At 39.8% G+C, this 18,249-nt stretch carries 14 protein-coding genes and 1 pseudogene; 1 reads left to right on the forward strand and 14 read right to left on the reverse strand.

Features of this window, described 5'->3' with window-relative positions; genetic code table 11:
• Window positions 1-222 precede the first annotated feature (222 nt).
• On the forward strand, window positions 223-1,167 hold the full coding sequence (tagU, locus tag ACSVDH_RS25805; RefSeq protein WP_439252579.1) for a polyisoprenyl-teichoic acid--peptidoglycan teichoic acid transferase TagU: 945 nt from the start codon (window positions 223-225) through the stop codon (window positions 1,165-1,167).
• 46 nt (window positions 1,168-1,213) lie between these two features.
• Here tagU and ACSVDH_RS25810 read toward each other — a convergent pair whose 3' ends face one another.
• From ACSVDH_RS25810 to ACSVDH_RS25875, 14 genes and pseudogenes are all read right to left on the reverse strand, one after another.
• Window positions 1,214-2,722 carry a metallophosphoesterase gene (locus ACSVDH_RS25810; protein WP_439252577.1) on the reverse strand — a complete coding sequence of 503 codons (1,509 nt, stop codon included), beginning with the start codon at window positions 2,720-2,722 and terminating at the stop codon, window positions 1,214-1,216.
• Window positions 2,723-2,846: 124 nt separating this feature from the next.
• Window positions 2,847-3,212: a phage holin family protein gene (locus tag ACSVDH_RS25815; RefSeq protein ID WP_439252576.1), complete on the reverse strand. Its 366-nt coding sequence runs from the start codon at window positions 3,210-3,212 to the stop codon at window positions 2,847-2,849.
• 1 nt (window position 3,213) lies between these two features.
• The gene (locus ACSVDH_RS25820) at window positions 3,214-3,411 is read right to left on the reverse strand and encodes a PspC domain-containing protein (RefSeq protein WP_299093819.1); all 198 of its coding nucleotides are present in this window, start codon (window positions 3,409-3,411) and stop codon (window positions 3,214-3,216) included.
• Between the two features lie 11 nt (window positions 3,412-3,422).
• Entirely contained in the window at window positions 3,423-4,508 is a 1,086-nt protein-coding gene (locus ACSVDH_RS25825) for a DUF4097 family beta strand repeat-containing protein (RefSeq protein ID WP_439252575.1), read from the reverse strand.
• A gap of 35 nt (window positions 4,509-4,543) precedes the next feature.
• Window positions 4,544-4,879, reverse strand: coding sequence for a magnetosome magnetite crystal formation protein family (locus ACSVDH_RS25830; RefSeq protein WP_439252574.1), 336 nt, complete (start codon window positions 4,877-4,879; stop codon window positions 4,544-4,546).
• Between the two features lie 321 nt (window positions 4,880-5,200).
• Window positions 5,201-8,074, reverse strand: coding sequence for an excinuclease ABC subunit UvrA (gene uvrA / locus ACSVDH_RS25835; protein ID WP_439252573.1), 2,874 nt, complete (start codon window positions 8,072-8,074; stop codon window positions 5,201-5,203).
• A 7-nt stretch (window positions 8,075-8,081) separates the two neighbouring features.
• The gene (gene uvrB, locus ACSVDH_RS25840; protein ID WP_439252572.1) at window positions 8,082-10,067 is read right to left on the reverse strand and encodes an excinuclease ABC subunit UvrB; all 1,986 of its coding nucleotides are present in this window, start codon (window positions 10,065-10,067) and stop codon (window positions 8,082-8,084) included.
• Window positions 10,068-10,515: 448 nt separating this feature from the next.
• Window positions 10,516-10,746, reverse strand: a complete 231-nt coding sequence (locus tag ACSVDH_RS25845) for a DUF2198 family protein (protein ID WP_299093814.1) — start codon at window positions 10,744-10,746, stop codon at window positions 10,516-10,518.
• A 17-nt stretch (window positions 10,747-10,763) separates the two neighbouring features.
• Window positions 10,764-11,204 carry a GNAT family N-acetyltransferase gene (locus ACSVDH_RS25850; RefSeq protein WP_439252571.1) on the reverse strand — a complete coding sequence of 147 codons (441 nt, stop codon included), beginning with the start codon at window positions 11,202-11,204 and terminating at the stop codon, window positions 10,764-10,766.
• A 110-nt stretch (window positions 11,205-11,314) separates the two neighbouring features.
• Window positions 11,315-12,895, reverse strand: coding sequence for a peptide chain release factor 3 (locus ACSVDH_RS25855; protein WP_439252570.1), 1,581 nt, complete (start codon window positions 12,893-12,895; stop codon window positions 11,315-11,317).
• Window positions 12,896-13,282: 387 nt separating this feature from the next.
• The gene (locus tag ACSVDH_RS25860) at window positions 13,283-13,462 is read right to left on the reverse strand and encodes a hypothetical protein (RefSeq protein WP_439252569.1); all 180 of its coding nucleotides are present in this window, start codon (window positions 13,460-13,462) and stop codon (window positions 13,283-13,285) included.
• A gap of 133 nt (window positions 13,463-13,595) precedes the next feature.
• Window positions 13,596-16,136 (reverse strand): GH32 C-terminal domain-containing protein, encoded by a 2,541-nt coding sequence (locus ACSVDH_RS25865; RefSeq protein ID WP_518618378.1) that lies wholly within the window; start codon window positions 16,134-16,136, stop codon window positions 13,596-13,598.
• Window positions 16,137-16,166: 30 nt separating this feature from the next.
• Window positions 16,167-17,213: pseudogene (locus ACSVDH_RS25870) on the reverse strand (glycoside hydrolase family 32 protein); the annotation flags it as partial.
• Window positions 17,214-17,261: 48 nt separating this feature from the next.
• The gene (locus tag ACSVDH_RS25875; protein ID WP_518617444.1) at window positions 17,262-18,248 is read right to left on the reverse strand and encodes an ABC transporter permease subunit; all 987 of its coding nucleotides are present in this window, start codon (window positions 18,246-18,248) and stop codon (window positions 17,262-17,264) included.
• Window position 18,249: the final 1 nt, after the last annotated feature.

Below are 18,249 nucleotides of genomic sequence, written 5' to 3' on the forward strand. Positions count from 1 at the left end.
AATGAGGAAACAATATAATTAGAGCAAAGATGGTACAAAAGGAGTCAATAATTTCATAAATTTCCCTTTATTCATCCATTGTCTTATTTTATATTAAAAAACTACCATTTTTTGATTAATTTAATAAAGATTACTAAACTTTTCATTTTTTTCTGATAAAATGATGATGTTTTATTTGAGCACTTTCCTCTTCACTTAACATGACTGTAAAGGAGACTGAAAATGGAAAAAACATTGAAACATGATAAACGGAGAAAGAATAGGAAACTGACCTTTAAGTTGATCATTGGCATCATCTTCTTTATGATCATTGGTGTCAGTGTCTACGGGTATTCGGTTTACAGTTCCGTTGAAAATACATTAAAACAGACACATGAACCATTAAAGTCTGAAGTATCAAAAAATCGTGACCAACAAATAAATTTCAAAAATCAAGACCCTATTTCTATTTTACTAATGGGTGTTGATGAACGCGAAAATGACCGCGGGCGCTCTGATTCGCTCATCTTATTGACAGTGAACCCCAAAAATCAATCAACCAAAATGGTTAGCATCCCACGTGATACACGGACCAAGATTGCCGGCCAAGGAAAAGAGGATAAAATTAATCATGCTTATTCATACGGCGGCTTAGATGCAACAGTTGAAACCGTTGAAGATTTCTTAGATATACCAATCGATTTTTATATTGAAGTTAATATGAAAAGCTTTAAAGATATAGTTGATGCAGTAGGAGGAGTAAAGGTCAACAATACACTTGCATTTGATTATGAAGGCGTGCATTTCCCAAAAGGTCAAATAGAATTAAATGGCACAGATGCAGTCAAGTATTCCCGCATGAGATATGCAGATCCACGCGGTGATTTCGGCCGTCAGGACAGGCAAGCTCAGATTATGAAAGCCGTAATTGATAAAGGAGCAAGCTTTAATTCTCTAACAAATTATCGTGACATATTAGAGGTCATTGCAAAAAATGTTAGAACAAACTTAACGTTCAATAATATGATCGAGATTCAGGCTAACTATAAAGAAGCCCGCCATGGTTTACAACAGGTGCAAATAAAAGGAGAAGGGACAGAAATCAATGGCGTCTATTACTACAATGTACCTCAATCAGAGCGTACAAAACTATCGGCCATGCTGAAACAGCATTTAAATATTGACTAATTTAGGTAGGGGAAACGGTGTTTTACGTTCCCCCTATCAATCCTATTCACTGGACCATAACCACCTTCTCCCCTTTAATCCTCTTATAAACATTTACCTCAAAATAGCTTGTGGCAACCATTTTATGTTTCCTCTTTACATCAATGTCCATCGTAAAGGAATCTTTGCCAGGTTCGTTTTCCGGATCGTAATAATAATATTGATCCAAATATGGGGAGTACGTTTGGATATCAATTGAGTTTGTTTCTTCATCTATTTGGAGGAGACGAATATAGCCGTTGCCGCCATTTGGTGCTTTTTGATAATCAGCAAGTATCTGATACACCTTACGATCTGTAATGCCATCTAAATTATCATCTAATTCATCAACCAACACTTCACTATTATAGTAATGACCGCAAAGTACGGCGGCGACATTTTTATTCGGCACCACAATTTGTTCAAATATGTCGTTCCCTTGATGTGACCGTTTTCCATTTTTTTGTAAATATTCGTGAAAGGCCAGGATGGCTGTACGATCAGAGTGACGCTTTAATACCTTGTTCATCCATTTGATCTCCCTTTCCTCTACATCTCCACCCATATAAAGAAAGATATAATCCTTTCCTTTAACAGATAGTAAATCATAGTGGCCTAAATTGTTTTGATAGGAGCCGCCATAATACGGTTTATGATAGAAGCGCTTCTCACCAAAATATTTTTTATATTGGTTAAAATTATTCCCCTTATCATGGTTTCCTGGAAGCACACCATATGGAACCTTTGCAACATCCAATGTATTCATGTAACTGTTTGCCCGCTTCCATTGTTGTTCAACACTGCCTTTATTCACGATGTCACCAGTATGAAACACATATTTGATGTTCATAACGTCTTTATTTTGCGAGATCCATTCGGTAATCGTTTTGAACACAGCAGGATGATCCTGAGCATAATACTGTGTATCAGACATCCAAACAAATGAATAGTCGAAGCTCTTTGATTGAGAGGCAATTTGATCCTGAACAATGACACTGATCTTTTGCTCTTTAACATATTCACCGGCAGTAACTGTGCCATTGAGAGTGAACTGACTAGTTCCGGCTATTTTCCGATCGAGCTCCACCCATTCTTCTGTTGAAACATTCCAGGCAAACATCGTTACTTGTCTTCCTTGTAACGATCTTCCTTTCCAATGAATGGTAACATGGTCTCCTGATTTCACATCCTTATGTACTTCAATATCAAAGCGGTGATAAGGAAAATTACTGACCGAATAAGTTTCATTTCCACTGCTGTTTTGTTCTTGAAGTGCCTGATATTTTTCCGTGGAGAATTCTTTTTCACCTAAGGGGTCATAAGCTGTCGGCGGCTCTGTTCTTGCTGCATTCTCGCTTACTATCATTTGATTCTTTTCTGAAGAAGAATATTGATGTGCCTGGTAAAAGTTTTCTGATGCGGTAATCTTCGATTGGGCATGACTTAGTGTATTGCTTTTTACAAGCTGTGTAGGGAGCAATAATATAATAAGAACCGTAATACATATAACAACAAATACATGGTTACCTTTGTACATGCTTCTCACCCAATGGTAGTATGTGCAGTTTTTAGTGATTTTACCAGTAGATAACTAAAATGGAAGTTGGGAAAACCTGGATGAAATACAACAAAAATAAAAAGCAGAGAAACTCTGCTTTTATTTATTCTTTTTTCTTTCGCAATGGCTCGATGATCCCTTTTTGAATCATGAGATGGAAGAGGGCAATCACGATAGCAGCGAGGATCGCTGTCCCAAATCCATCAATATTAAACGCATCACCCATCAGTCCTTCTGTGATCATTAACGTCACCGCATTGATGACAAAAAGAAATAATCCTAATGTCACAAATGTTACTGGCAGGGTAAGCAAAATGAGAAATGGCTTGATGAACACATTTAGAATGGAAAGGATAAAGCTTGCTCCTAATGCAGCTCCTATCCCACTTAAATAAAAGGAGTCAAAATAGCCTGATACAACAAGTAATATTAAGGCATTAACAAGAATACTGACAATCCACCTAATCATACTACCTAACATCCGACTCTTCAGGGACTAAGAAGATCCAGGCAAGATAGATAATACCTAATGGAAAAAAGCCGGTCGGTATTAATAAGATGACAAACAAAATTCTTAAGATGGAGGCATCAATGCCCAAATAATCGGATAACCCTCCAAGCACGCCTGATAGCTTACGGTCTGAACGAGACCTGTATAATTTTTTCATTGCCTTCACCCTTACGTATTTTTGATTAATATTGATCCTGTCTTCGAGTCGGCAAATAGTGAGAAATTGGTTTCAGGTGATGTGCGGAATTTAAGCTCTTTTTGGATCGTTTCATTTTTTTCAAATGACACGTCTACATCCTTTAGCTGGGCAGACAGAGTACCTAAATTTGATTTGAGCACACCGATTACTTTGCTTTCCTCAGGTACATTGACTTCAATATTCCCTGTTGTCGTTTTCGCATACAATGCTTCACACGCACGATCCTCCAAGGTTATTTGAAGATTACCATTAAAGCTTTGGGCATCGATTTTGTCAGATGAACCTTTAAACTGGACTAAGCCTGTAATGGATTCAACCTCAATTTTTTCGTACCTGGAGCTTGAAAGCTTAATTTGCCCATTTGCCGTTTCAAACTCACCTTTTTTCCCATTGATGGCTGAAAATGAGATCATTCCATTTGCCGTCTTTGCTTTTATAGTATTTACTTTTACATTTTCCCCTCTTATAGGACCATTAAACAGCTTAATTTTAATTTGGTCATATGCTTGCTCCGGAACATAAACAATCGTATTCAGCTTCATTGTCTTTTTATCTGAATGAAAAATAAAGCGATTTCCTTCTACATGACATTCTACTTCTGATAAAAAGGCTTCTCTTGCCTGTTCGATATTTTCAGCTCTATAGATCTTTGCATTGCATTCCACCCTAATATCCCTTTCATTCCATGGCTGAAGATTCACACTGCCATTCGGAAGCTGGATATCAAGGTCATGAAAGGCTGAACCATTAAACTGAAAAACATGCTGAATGTCAATCGACTTACCAAAATTTAGGTCAAGATCGAGTTCTTTTACCTTTTTAACAGCTGTGTCCACCCAATCCATGAGCTTAGCCCCTAATGACGCTTGCTTTTCATTTGATTGGCCAGCATGATCTTGTGATGTAAAATCAATTACTTCCGTTGACAAAGCCGTTATTTTCTCTTCCTTTTTTTGCTCATCAGAATCTAATGCTTCGATTAAGGATAGGGCCTCATCTGCAGAAAGCTTCCCTTGTTCCACTAGCTTTAAGATACGAATTTTTTGCTCTTTCATGGTTCATCCTCCCCTTTGACTCTCCTATATAAATTTTATATCGTTGTTAATAGCTTAATGCCTTTTACAAGGTTCCAAATAAACACAATTAGATTGATCAATCCGACAACGATGAAGCCGCCAAAAAAGATTGTTAAATAGGCCGCTTCAGACAAATTAGTGAAACTGCTAAAGATGATTGCTCCGATGACTGCAAGAATTGATAAAAATGGAAATATGTGTGAAACAAGCGCCTTTTTGGCATGTTTCTTCACTTCTCTGTGGTCAACAATAAAATAAATTACAATTGGTAAAAGAAACGGAGCAAAAAACACACTAAAATAGTTGATGGATGCTAACACTTTATTTGTTTTATCCAATTTTTCTTTCACTCTCCTTATCTTTAATACGTATGAAAGAAGAATAGGTTTCAGATTATCTTTTTTAGCGGAAAAGATCATTCACTGGGTGTTTCATTGTTTCCATTTTTTTAATATTGATATCGCTTACAATAACTGCAATAATAAATATCCAAAGTATTCTACTCATTCCGCACATTGTGTAGCTGTCTCGAAAGAATTGGGGCAGCCCTTTTTATGTGTTGAAATGAAAAAATGGATTTTAAAAAGCTTTTTGAAATTTTATACTATATAAAAAAGAGAGCATCGATGGATTTTTCAATGCTCTCATTATGACTAAACATAAGGCTGCTTTTATTGAGCAACCTCTTCTTTTTCTTTAATAAGTTTTCTCATTCGCTCACGGTCACGTTCAATGATTGGTTTTAGATACTTTCCTGTATATGATTTGTCATTGTTCATAATGTCCTCGGGTGTTCCGACACCGACGACTTGTCCGCCTTTGTCGCCGCCTTCAGGGCCCATATCGACAAGATAGTCTGCTGCTTTGATTACATCAAGATTATGTTCAATGACCAAGACGGTATCACCGTTTTCGACTAACCGCTGCAGCACCTTCAATAATCGGGCTATGTCATGGACGTGTAGCCCTGTTGTTGGTTCGTCAAGAATATATAATGATTTTCCATTTGAACGTCTGTGAAGTTCTGAGGCAAGTTTTACCCTTTGCGCTTCACCGCCTGATAAAGTTGTCGCTGGCTGTCCAAGTTTGATATAGCCCAGACCGACATCTAAGATCGTTTGCAGCTTCCGTTTAATTTTCGGAATGTTTTCAAAGAATGACACAGCATCCTCTACCGTCATTTCAAGAATATCCGCAATGTTTTTCCCTTTATACGTAACCTCCAGTGTTTCACGATTGTAACGTTTGCCATGGCAAACCTCACAAGGGACGTAAACGTCTGGAAGGAAGTGCATTTCAATTTTAATAATCCCATCACCACGGCAGGCCTCACAGCGGCCGCCCTTCACATTGAAGCTAAAGCGGCCTTTCTTATAGCCGCGAACCTTCGCTTCATTTGTTGCTGCAAATACATCGCGAATATCATCAAACACACCTGTATATGTAGCAGGATTGGAACGCGGTGTTCGGCCAATTGGTGATTGGTCAATATCAATAACCTTTTCAAGATGCTCGATTCCTTTTACTTCTTTATGCTCGCCAGGCTTTGCTTTGGCATTGTGAAGCTTTTGGGCGAGCGATTTATGAAGAATTTCATTGACCAATGTACTTTTCCCTGAACCGGAAACACCAGTTACGGCAATAAATGTCCCTAGAGGGAACTTCACACCGACGTTTTTCAGGTTATTTTCCTTGGCACCTTTAATTTCAATATAGCGGCCATCAGGTTTTTTTCGTTCATATGGAAGCGGAATAAATTTCTTCCCTGACAAGTATTGCCCGGTTAAGGAGTTGTTATCATTCATCACCTCTTCAGGCTTACCGGCAGAAATAATTTCTCCGCCATGTATCCCTGCGCCTGGGCCAATATCGATTAAATAATCAGCGGCCATCATTGTATCTTCATCATGTTCCACGACTATTAACGTATTGCCGATATCACGCATATTTTGCATGGTTTGGATGAGACGGTCATTGTCGCGCTGATGCAATCCGATTGAGGGCTCATCAAGTATGTACAGCACACCTGTTAACCTGGAACCAATTTGCGTGGCAAGACGAATCCGCTGTGCCTCACCGCCGGATAATGTCCCGGCTGCACGGTTAAGTGTTAAATAATCGAGTCCGACATTATTTAAAAAGCCTAAGCGCTCGCTTATTTCTTTTAAGATTAAGTTTGCAATTGTCATTTCCTTCTCTGTTAGGGCTATGTGTTGAAAGAACGATAGTGAATCCTGAACAGATAGTTTCGTGATTTCACCAATATGTTTGCCGTCAATTAAGACAGCAAGTGTTTCTTGCTTTAAGCGATGCCCTTTACAGGTAGGACAGTTTTGCTGACCCATATATTTTTCCATTTGCTCGCGGATATAGTCTGAGCTTGTTTCTTTATAACGGCGTTCCACATTGCGGACAACACCTTCGAATTGAATATAATTCTCCCTGATTTGGCCAAAATCATTTTCATAACGGAAATAGATTTGTTCACCATTGCTGCCAAATAGGATTTTATCAAGCAAATGCTTTGGTATGTCCTTTACTGGTGTATCCATATCAATGCCATAATGGTTGCAAACTGCCTCAAGCATTTGCGGATAATATTGTGAGCTTGTCGGTTCCCATGGTGCTATTGCATTTTCACGCAGGGTAAGCTCTTTATTCGGAATAATAAGGTCGAGATCTACCTCAAGCTTTGTTCCAAGGCCATCACATTCAGGACATGCACCAAACGGGCTGTTAAAGGAGAACATCCTCGGTTCAAGTTCACCGATGGAAAAACCGCACTGCGGGCAGGCATGGTGCTCACTGAATAAAAGCTCTTCTTCGCCGATAACATCAATAATCACCTTGCCTTCTCCAAGCTGTAAGGCTGATTCCAGGGAATCTGCCAGGCGTGAAGCAATCCCCTCTTTTACGACAATCCGGTCGATGACAACCTCGATCGAATGCTTCTTATTTTTATCCAATTCAATTTCATCAGCAAGCTCCATCATTTCACCGTCAACACGAACACGAACATAGCCTTGCTTTTTAATATCTTCAAAAACCTTTACATGGGCCCCTTTTCTTCCTGAAACGACAGGTGCAAGAATTTGGAGCTTTGTTCGTTCAGGGTATTCCAAGATTCGGTCTACCATTTGTTCAATCGTTTGCGAAGAAATCTCATTGCCATGAATCGGACAGGTTGGGCGGCCGACTCTTGCATAGAGAAGTCGCAAATAGTCATAAATTTCGGTTACGGTTCCGACCGTTGACCTGGGATTGCGGCTCGTTGTTTTTTGATCGATCGAAATGGCTGGAGACAGCCCTTCGATCGCATCAACATCAGGTTTATCCATTTGTCCAAGAAATTGGCGGGCGTAGGCTGATAAGGATTCAACATAGCGCCGTTGTCCCTCTGCATAAATCGTATCAAACGCAAGGGATGATTTTCCTGAGCCTGACAACCCTGTCAGCACAACAAGCTTATCCCGCGGAATGGTCACATCAATATTTTTTAAATTGTGAGCACGTGCTCCTTTCACAACGATATGTTCCATTGCCATACTCGTTTCATCCTTCCGCTTTAAGCTCTAGTATTAAATCACGCAACTCTGCGGCACGCTCGAAGTTTAACGCCTTTGCCGCTTCCTTCATCTCGTTTTCCATTTCGGAAATAACCTTGTCGCGTTCCTTTTTCGTCATTTTCGCTAATTTGTTTTCTCCTGCTGTTTCGTACTGCTCCTGCTCCTCTGCAGCCATTGTTGCCCGAATGACATCACGAATTTCCTTTTGAATCGTCATTGGTGTGATGCCATGCTTTTCATTGAACGCCTGCTGGATTTCCCGGCGTCGCTTCGTTTCATTAATGGCCAATTCCATCGAGTTAGTCATTTTATCGGCATACATGATGACATGGCCATCTGCATTCCGTGCAGCACGGCCAATGGTTTGGATAAGCGATCGCTCTGATCGCAAAAATCCTTCCTTATCGGCATCCAGAATCGCTACTAAGGAGACTTCCGGAATATCAAGCCCTTCTCTTAACAGGTTAATTCCAATTAAAACATCATATTTTCCAAGGCGTAGTTCTCTGATGATTTCAATCCGTTCTAATGTTTTGATTTCAGAATGCAAGTAATTAACCTTAATGCCAATTTCTTTTAAATAGTCGGTTAAATCCTCAGACATTTTTTTCGTTAACGTCGTAATTAGCACACGTTGATTTTTCGCGACCCTTGCCTGAATTTCACCAATTAAATCATCGATCTGTCCTTCAATTGGACGCACATCGATCGTCGGATCAAGCAAGCCTGTCGGACGAATGATCTGCTCGATCATCTCTGGGGTATGTTCAAGTTCATATGGGCCTGGTGTCGCTGAGACGTAGACAATATTATGAATATGCTTTTCAAATTCTTCAAAACGAAGCGGGCGGTTATCTAAGGCTGAAGGCAGACGGAAACCGTGATCCACCAGCACTTGCTTCCGCGCTTGGTCACCATTATACATACCCCTGATTTGAGGTAGGGTAACATGTGACTCATCAATGACAATTAAAAAGTCGTCTGGAAAGAAATCCAGCAAGGTATAAGGTGTTGACCCTGCCGGACGAAGTGTGAGATGGCGTGAATAGTTCTCAATCCCTGAACAAAAGCCCATTTCTCTCATCATTTCCAGATCATATCTTGTTCGCTGCTCAAGACGCTGCGCTTCCAGCAGCTTGCCGTTTTCCCGCATGTCCTTTAAACGTTCCTCAAGCTCTGCCTCAATATTGAGGATTGCCTTTTGCATCTTTTCATCTCTTGTTACGAAGTGAGAGGCAGGGAAGATCGCAACATGCTCCCGTTCGCCTAAAATTTCGCCTGTTAATGCATCAACCTCGCGAATCCGGTCAATTTCATCTCCGAAAAATTCAACGCGAATACACTGCTCATCCCGGGAAGCCGGGAAAATTTCAACAACATCTCCGCGTACGCGGAAGGTACCTCTTCGAAAGTCGATATCATTCCGTTCATATTGAACGTCAACGAGCTTCCGAAGCAGCTGGTTCCGTTCTATCTCCATGCCTGTTCGCAAGCTCACAACAAGCTCTCTATATTCCTCTGGAGAACCGAGGCCGTAAATACAGGATACACTGGCAATAATGATGACATCCTTGCGTTCGAATAAAGCAGATGTGGCTGAGTGGCGAAGCTTATCGATTTCATCATTAATGCTTGCATCCTTTTCGATAAAGGTATCTGTTTGCGGAACATAGGCCTCAGGCTGATAATAATCATAATAACTGACAAAATACTCAACAGCATTGTTCGGGAAAAATTCCTTAAACTCGCTGTAGAGTTGTCCTGCTAACGTTTTATTATGGGCAATCACCAATGTTGGTTTGTTTACTTCTTTTATGACATTGGAAACAGTGAAGGTTTTCCCTGTTCCCGTTGCACCTAGCAATGTTTGATGTTTTTTTCCTTGCTGAATTCCAGCGACTAATGACTTTATTGCCGCAGGCTGATCACCCTGCGGCTTGTATTTCGAGACTAATTCAAATTGCTCGCTCACGCATAAGCCTCCATTCAGAAAGTTTCTGGTAGTAATAGTTTACCACAAATAAATGGAAAATCACTAAAAATACGAACTATAGTTCGTATTTTTTTATCGTGTATATTGTTAAACAGGTTTTTTATTTTGATTATGTAAGAAATCATGGGCATTTTTGCAACTTATAAAAATAATCTTACAACTACATATTTCTTTGAATCAAGAACAAAAGCGTAAGCGCCTCGTTCAGCCCCGACAAGCATAAGACGATTTAGAATAGAAGGCGCTCTTTGCCTTCAATTCTAAATTGGCTTATGACCTCGAGGGGCTAGGCGCTGGAGCTGGATGTCAAAGCGCTTATCCATAGTTCAAGAATTTTATAATTTCCCGGCAATGAAAAAAGAAGCACCATTTGGTAGCTCCCTTCCTTCTATATAAGTATATCTCGTTTTGGCTGTGCGCAAACCTCTTACTTTTTTAATAATGCTGCTTTCATTTTTCGTGCATAGAAAAATCCGGCTGTAAGGGAGGAAATGTCCAATGCAATAATAAATGGATTATATGTATATCCTTTTATGTAAGAAGCAATGAGCAGTGCCGCTGTTAGCGCCGTTCCTACATAGTGGTTATAACTTACTCGCGTAAAGAGGACCACTAATAAAAAGGGAAGGAACAGCGCTAGGATTACTTTTAATACCATATTTATTCTCCTTTACGCTATAGTGATAGATTATAGAAATACACGGAATCCTCTTTTTTATAACCTAAGCTTTCATAAAGAGCTTGAGCCTTCGTATTGTCCTTCATTGTTTCCAACAGGATCCCGGCAGCATTTGCTTGTTGTGCCAATGCCTTTGCCTGGTACATTAATGCTCTGGCTACACCGTTCCGACGATAAGCTTCCCCAACAAATAAATCGTTCAGCAGCCACTTTCGTTTCATGCCAACTGATGTAAAGATTGGGTATAACTGTATAAAGCCCATTGGTTTTCCCTTATCCACCGCTAAATAGATAACTGATTCTTTTTTCTTTATCCGCTCTTCAATAAACGCTTTAGCACCAGCAATATCCGATTGCTGGCCATAAAATACTCTGTATTCATTAAAAAGTGATGAAGCATCGTCAATGTCTTTTAAGGTTGCTTGAATGATCTGCAATTTTAGTCCCCCGTTCTTGCAAGCTTGCAGCTACTAGTCTTCCATCACCATCATACCACGCTGCCAATGAAAGAGGCTAACTCCAAATAGGAATTAGCCTGTCATAATCGTTATGATGTAACACCTTGATAGTCATTTTCTTCAAATAGATCGACCAGTTCAATATCCTTTTGATTTTCTAAGAAATATCTTAGCGTAAATTCATTTTCAAATAGGACAGCATAAGCGCCATAGCGGTCGCGAACTAACATGCTTCTTGAATCAAAGAATCGTTTTTCAAACTTTTCATTTTTAATCCAGCGCGGGATTCTCTCGCCAAGTGATGTGAATTCCAATTCGACATTGTATTCGGCCTTCATTCTGTATTCAAATACCTCAAACTGCAGCTGTCCAACTGCTCCTAAAATAATGGAATCATTGAGATCCTGTCTGAATAATTGGATCGCACCTTCTTGAACAAGCTGTTCGATCCCTTTTCTGAACTGCTTTGCCTTCATGACGTTTTTCGCTTGGACCCGTCTAAATAACTCAGGCGGGAATTGTGGCAGTTCTTCATAGTGATATTGGCCTTTTCCTTCAATTAAGGTATCACCAATTTGATAAATGTTTGGATCATATATTCCAATGATATCTCCCGGATAGGCTTCATCAACCGTATCACGGTCCTTTGCCATAAACGCTTGGGTTTGATTCAGCTTAATTGTTTTATTTGTCCGGCTAAGATTTACGCTCATGCCCCGTTCAAATTTCCCTGAACAAACGCGTAAAAACGCAATCCGATCACGGTGAGCCGGGTTCATATTCGCTTGGATTTTGAAAATATAGCCTGAGAATTGATTTGTCTGCGGCTCCACTAAGCCTTGGTTTGTTTTACGCGGCTGCGGCTGTGCAGCAAATTGCAGGAAGGTATCAAAAAAGGTCTGCACACCAAAATTTGCTAACGCACTGCCGAAAAACACCGGCGTTAACTCACCTTTTTTTACTCGCTCAGGAGAAAATTCATTTCCCGCTTCCTCAAGAAGCTCGATTTCCCCTAATGTTTCTTGGTATACAGGATGTTCTTCTATACCATGGCTCGCAATATCCTGCAAAGGAATGTTTTCTTCTTCCTCTTCACCTTTAAACTGAACGATACGGTCGTTAAAACGATCGTATATTCCTAAAAATCGTTTCCCCATCCCAATCGGCCAGTTCATTGGATAGGACTCGATCCCAAGCACTTCCTCGATTTCCGAAAGCAGCTCCAACGGCTCCCTTCCTTCGCGGTCAAGCTTATTAATAAAGGTAAAGATCGGTATCCCTCTCATCCGGCAAACCTTAAATAGCTTAATCGTTTGCGGCTCCACACCTTTTGTGGAATCAATAATCATCACGACACTATCAACAGCCGTTAATGTACGGTACGTGTCTTCACTAAAATCTTCATGTCCCGGTGTGTCCAAAATATTGACATGAAACTCATGGTATGGGAAGCTCATGACACTCGATGTAACCGAGATCCCACGCTTCTTTTCGATCTCCATCCAGTCTGATGCAGCATATTTACCTGTTTTTTTCCCTTTTACTGTACCAGTTGATCGAATTACCTGACCAAAATATAACAGCTTTTCTGTTAAGGTCGTTTTCCCAGCATCAGGGTGTGAGATGATGGCAAACGTCCGTCGTTTATTTATTTCTTGTTGTAAGCTCATTCGCAATAACCTCTTTTTAATATGTTCGTGTTTCAACTATACTATAAAGATAAGCAAAGAACAATTTGTTATCTATTCGTCTAATCAATTAATATGCAGGGCAACCATCTTTGTGATTTTAGACAAATAAAAAAAGCGCAAGGCGCTAAGCATTCGGCGACGAGCATAAGTCAAACAGGAATAGAAGGTGTTCTTTACCTTCAATTCCTGTTTGACTAGACCCTAGAGGCAGTCAAAAACTAGGGCGGCCTTATCTCTTGACTGCACTTGCACGTCCTGTGCTTCGCCGATGGCGCCTGGAGCTAGATTCAGAAACGCAAGCTATGTTAAGAAAATATATAAATTCTAATATTAGAAAAAAACAGGAGCACCCTCCTGCTTTGCCTCTCATTTTCCATAATGTTTTAATGTCCTATTCCGTGTCTTGCCTTTTTCATCTTGTGAATAGAGCATCTCCCATGAGCTCTTATATCTGTATTTTTTGCCCCATACATCAATGAGCATTCTAAATCCCGTAATAAAACTTAACAGCAAAAGCACGACAATTAAAAATAAAATTTCTTTCATAGCTACTCCCCCAATCATCCTTGTACCATGTATATGCTTATGAACAAAAATCATTCGTCATTTTTATGATGATTGGGGGAGATCATGATCCTATTCTAAACGGACTGTAAAACCCTACCCTTAAAGTTCCACCCTATTCCCTTGATTCCGTTAACTTGGTTTTTACGTTGTTAAACACTGCCGTTGAATCCCAGACATTCAGTCCAAAGTATCCTTCTTTATAGGTTTTGTCATTTGCGTCAATGACAAGTTTTCCATCTAAGTAAGCCTTAATGTTATCACCTGCAGCTACTACTGTAAGATGATAGGTTTCATTTGCTTGCAGGTTAAGGTTTCCTTTATTGTTATAAGAAGCAAGGCCATGGCCGACACCATTTACAAATTTGATTAGTTTGACAACATTATTTTTCACATCAATATTGACAGCATACAAGTTTTTCGCTTCTGAATCTGAGCGAAAAATCAATGCTCCCGCACCTACTAAATTTCCAACTGTATCTTTATTAGGATCATTTGGATGGGAGTCCGTATCAAGAATTTTTATGTCTGCTTCATACTTAAAATTGCCTCCCGCTTCATTCGATAAAATAAATGCATCCCCACTGCTTTGTCCCTGTTTTCCTGCAATTGTATCTGTCCACCTGCCATTTATTGTTTTCCAACCAGTTAAGGTTGATATAAATCCGCTTTTTTTCCAGATGCTCTTTAATGGATAGATATCCAAAGTTTTTAATGTTACATTTCCATCCTTACTATAAATCTTAACTCCTTTGCTTGTTGGACTAGGGAAGATTTGATCAGTAATAACTGTCTCTCCATTGTTGCCAAACACTTCAACAGCAGAACGATCGACAAAGATATGCATTTTCACTGTTCCATCTGACACAGATAGAGGACCTTCATGCATCTCTAAAACATCGCTGCCATAATCAAAAGAATCCGATTTCGTTCGGTCAACAAATAATTGCTTGTTCGCAACGTCATAGCCTATTTTTGTATACTCATCTGCAGAGCCTTTACGCACTTCAAATCCAAATTCAGTTGACTTTGTATTAGAGACATCAAATTCAGCAATCATTTCAAAAGCATCTCCCGAAAAATCATCTAAAAGATTGCTCTTATTTGAAATCACTTTATTTTTATAAGATACTTTCTTGCTCTTGTCACGAATTGAATTGATCGAAACCGGCGTTTGTTTTAAACGCACACCATCTTCCGTTTGAGTAAGCTCCATCTTACGAGGCAAGCTCATTGAACTTCTCCAAGATGATGTTGGTGTATTGTTGGCGTAGTGCCAGTTGCTCATCCAGCCAAGCCAATATTTCTCGCCATTCTCGCCCTGGGTTCCGCTCCATTCAACTGCAGCATAGTAGTCTGCTCCGTAATCAGTCCATAATACCTGATCAGACGGATTCTCATTTTTGAATGTTTTTCCGTCAAAACTGCCGACAAAATATTGCATACCAGACCCGCCAGCAGGGGCTCCATCATTTAAACTTACTTGCAGCACCCACTTTGTTTTTGTCGGATCGCCATCAATTGGCAATTCAACCAAAGCAGGACATTCCCAAATACCGCCGTTGCTGCCCTGTGTAGAAGGAATCCATTCACCTGAAACAGCCGTCCAGTCTGTAAGGGTTCCGCTCTGCTTAATTTCAGCTTCCATAGGTTCTTTTGCAACATTGTCAACTTCTGCAGGCATAGGGCCCTCATTATAAACATGAACATCATCTAAATTTATATGACCCCAGCCGCCTTCAGCTTGGTCAACCACTTTCATATAAAGCACTTCACCGATATAATCAGAAGCATCCCATACGTATTTGTTATATTTTTCATCATTAAATTTCGTATTTGCCTGACGAATTAATTCTTTATTATCAGAGGCTCTCACTAATGATACATAGCGATTGCTTATGTCATTGCCACCGCCTAATAAGAAATTAATTTCACCAGATCCACCCAGCTTAAAGTAAGAGGAATGCAGTTCACCTGTTGCATCGTCTCCACCCTGAAGATCTGAAAATCCCCATAAATGATAGTTTCCTTCATGGCCAAATGGACCGCCCCAATAGGATGCTGCATCTGTCACATGATCATTTGTAAATGCATTTCCTTTAATTATATTCCAACCAGTTAAATCATCTGTTTCGAAATCATGGTTTTTGATTTCCTTCTCATTTGTTATGATATTCTTATTTAGTTGAACATCTTGAAAATTCGTTGAGGAATTCCAAATGTTCAAGCCTACATATCCAGATGAAAATGTTGTGTCATTGATGTCATGAATGAGATCACCATCTACATATACTTTAATGTTTTCTCCATACGTACTAACCTTTAAATGGTATTTTTGGTCTGTATCAAGATTCATTGCTTTTTCAGTTAAGACTGAAATCTGTCCATTTTCAATTTTCATTAGCTTGACCACATCATTTAATGCATCAATATTTGCAACATAACCATTCTTTGCATCAGCATCTGCGCGGAAAACGAGTGCGCCTGCTCCATTTCCTTCTTTATCTCCAGAAATCATGAGATCTGCTTCATATAATAAGTCATCAGCCGTTTGACCGCTCATAATAAACGCATCGTCCGCAGAGCTCCCATTTTTCCCTGCTAACGTATCTTCCCAAGTGCCTCCTATAACCTTCCATTTTGACAGGTTCGTCACAAAATTTGATTTATTAGTAAATTCAACATTTCTAAAAGCTGCTGTAGAATTCCAAGCAGATAAACCATAGTAACCGCTTTCGAAAGTTGGATCATTTGCTTCAATAACAAACTGATCGTTAACAGCAACTTTGATTTGGTCCCCATTGGTATCTATCTTTACTTGATAAGTCGTTGAGGTTTTTAGAGTTAATTGTTTGCGAGCAATTTCTTTCGAAATACCATCTACATTTTTACTTAATGTGACAACATCATTTTTTGCATCCAGGTTGGCCACATATCCATTCTTCGCATCCTTGTCAGCGCGAAAAACAAGACCGCCAGCGCCTTCTCTCCCATTCTTTTCGTTAAGGGTGATATCGCCATTATAGCTAAAAGATCCGCCTGCTTGCGAAGACATCGCATAAGAGGTGCGATCAAGACTATTCGCTTGGATCCCGCCATCTGGACCAAATTCACTAGCAAACTCCCAGTCTTTTAAATTAGGTGACGTATAAAACATAACCTTATCCTTGGCTGTTAACGCCATCACCCACTTGCTTGTATCTTCATGCCAGAAAACCTTCGGATCACGCCAATCAGGGATAGGTGGATTAGGCATTACAGGGTTCCCTTCATACTTTTTCCACGTTCTTCCTTTATCAAGGCTATAGGCAAGACTTTGGACTTGGCCTTTTTCCCCTGAATGAGTAAAGATGGCAACCATTGCTTCCTTTCCAAACCCTGCTGTATTGTTCCAATCGATCACAGCGCTTCCTGAGAAAATGTCACCGTTTTCATCAGGTGATAAGGCAATCGGCAAATGCTTCCAATATACAAGATCTTTACTTACTGCATGACCCCAATGCATCGGTCCCCATGTGGTCCCATAAGGATGATACTGATAAAACAAATGATATTCACCGTCATAATAAACCATTCCATTTGGATCATTCATCCAGTTTGCTTCAGGGGAAAAATGAAATTGATTACGAAAAGGTTCTTGATAATACCCAGAATCCTCTGCAGCAGAAACACTTGTAAACGGACAACCAAGAACAGTTAAACTGATTAGAAGCGCAGAAATCTTCCTTTTTATAGACATTTTCATATAAACTCCTTTATCATTAAAATAACAAGGTGAAGTTCATGCTGCACTGCTTCCTCTTAAACGGTCTAATAATACGGCTGCTACAATCACGCCGCCTTTTACAACCAACTGCCAATAATAATTCACATCCATTAGTGTTAACCCATTACTGATAACACCCATAATTAAAACCCCGATGATCGTTCCTTGTATTCTGCCTTTTCCTCCAGTTAAACTTGTTCCGCCTAAGATAACTGCAGCAATGGCATCTAATTCATACATTTGCCCTGCAGTCGGCTGGCCGGAATACAATCTTCCAGCTAATACGACACCGCCTAAGCCAGCTAATAAGCCGCTAATGGAATAAACATTAATTAATGCCTTTTCAACCTTGATTCCTGTTAATCGTGCTGCTTCTTCATTTCCGCCGATTGCATAAATATGGCGGCCAAACATTGTATACTTAAGGACAAAAAACATCACGCCATACACCAAAAGCATGATATAGATCGGGGTAGGCACTCCAAAAATAGCCCCGCCGCCAATGAATTTAAAGGTTTCATTTTGCAAAACAATTGGATAGCCGCCACTTATGACATATGCAAGACCGCGAACATATGTAAAGCTTCCTAATGTTACGATAAATGATGGCAATTTCGTTTTTGCTGTAAAAAAGCCATTGATTAGACCTACTGCATAACCTACTGCTGCACCTGATAACATCGCAAGTATCGGGTTAACTCCTGCAGCAGAAACCATAACTGAGATAACACCAGATAAAGCAACTGTAGAACCAACTGATAAATCGATTCCGCCTGTTAAAATAACAATTGTCATTCCTGCAGCTAATATCGCAATAATGGAAACCTGCTTTAATACATTTAACATATTGGCAGTATCTAAAAAGTTTGGTGCTGTGAACGTAAGAACAACACATAATAGTAATAGAATCATAATCATCCCTAAACGATTCCATAGACCATGAAGGATATTTCCTACTTGCAGGCTTTGCGATGGTGAAGCTGTTTGAATATTTCCCTTCATT

It is taken from the genome of Metabacillus sp. Hm71 (assembly GCF_051842955.2).
Lineage (GTDB): Bacteria > Bacillota > Bacilli > Bacillales > Bacillaceae > Metabacillus.

Excerpts from the sequence above, each read along its gene's own strand:
- ACSVDH_RS25825 (WP_439252575.1), bottom strand. The coding sequence starts at position 4,508 with ATGAAAGAGCAAAAAATTCGTATCTTAAAGCTAGTGGAACAAGGGAAG.
- ACSVDH_RS25875 (WP_518617444.1), bottom strand. The coding sequence starts at position 18,248 with ATGAAGGGAAATATTCAAACAGCTTCACCATCGCAAAGCCTGCAAGTA.
- uvrA (WP_439252573.1), bottom strand. The coding sequence starts at position 8,074 with ATGGCAATGGAACATATCGTTGTGAAAGGAGCACGTGCTCACAATTTA.
- ACSVDH_RS25855 (WP_439252570.1), bottom strand. The coding sequence starts at position 12,895 with ATGAGCTTACAACAAGAAATAAATAAACGACGGACGTTTGCCATCATC.
- tagU (WP_439252579.1), top strand. The coding sequence starts at position 223 with ATGGAAAAAACATTGAAACATGATAAACGGAGAAAGAATAGGAAACTG.
- ACSVDH_RS25810 (WP_439252577.1), bottom strand. The coding sequence starts at position 2,722 with ATGTACAAAGGTAACCATGTATTTGTTGTTATATGTATTACGGTTCTT.
- ACSVDH_RS25845 (WP_299093814.1), bottom strand. The coding sequence starts at position 10,746 with ATGGTATTAAAAGTAATCCTAGCGCTGTTCCTTCCCTTTTTATTAGTG.
- ACSVDH_RS25820 (WP_299093819.1), bottom strand. The coding sequence starts at position 3,411 with ATGAAAAAATTATACAGGTCTCGTTCAGACCGTAAGCTATCAGGCGTG.
- ACSVDH_RS25815 (WP_439252576.1), bottom strand. The coding sequence starts at position 3,212 with ATGATTAGGTGGATTGTCAGTATTCTTGTTAATGCCTTAATATTACTT.
- ACSVDH_RS25860 (WP_439252569.1), bottom strand. The coding sequence starts at position 13,462 with ATGAAAGAAATTTTATTTTTAATTGTCGTGCTTTTGCTGTTAAGTTTT.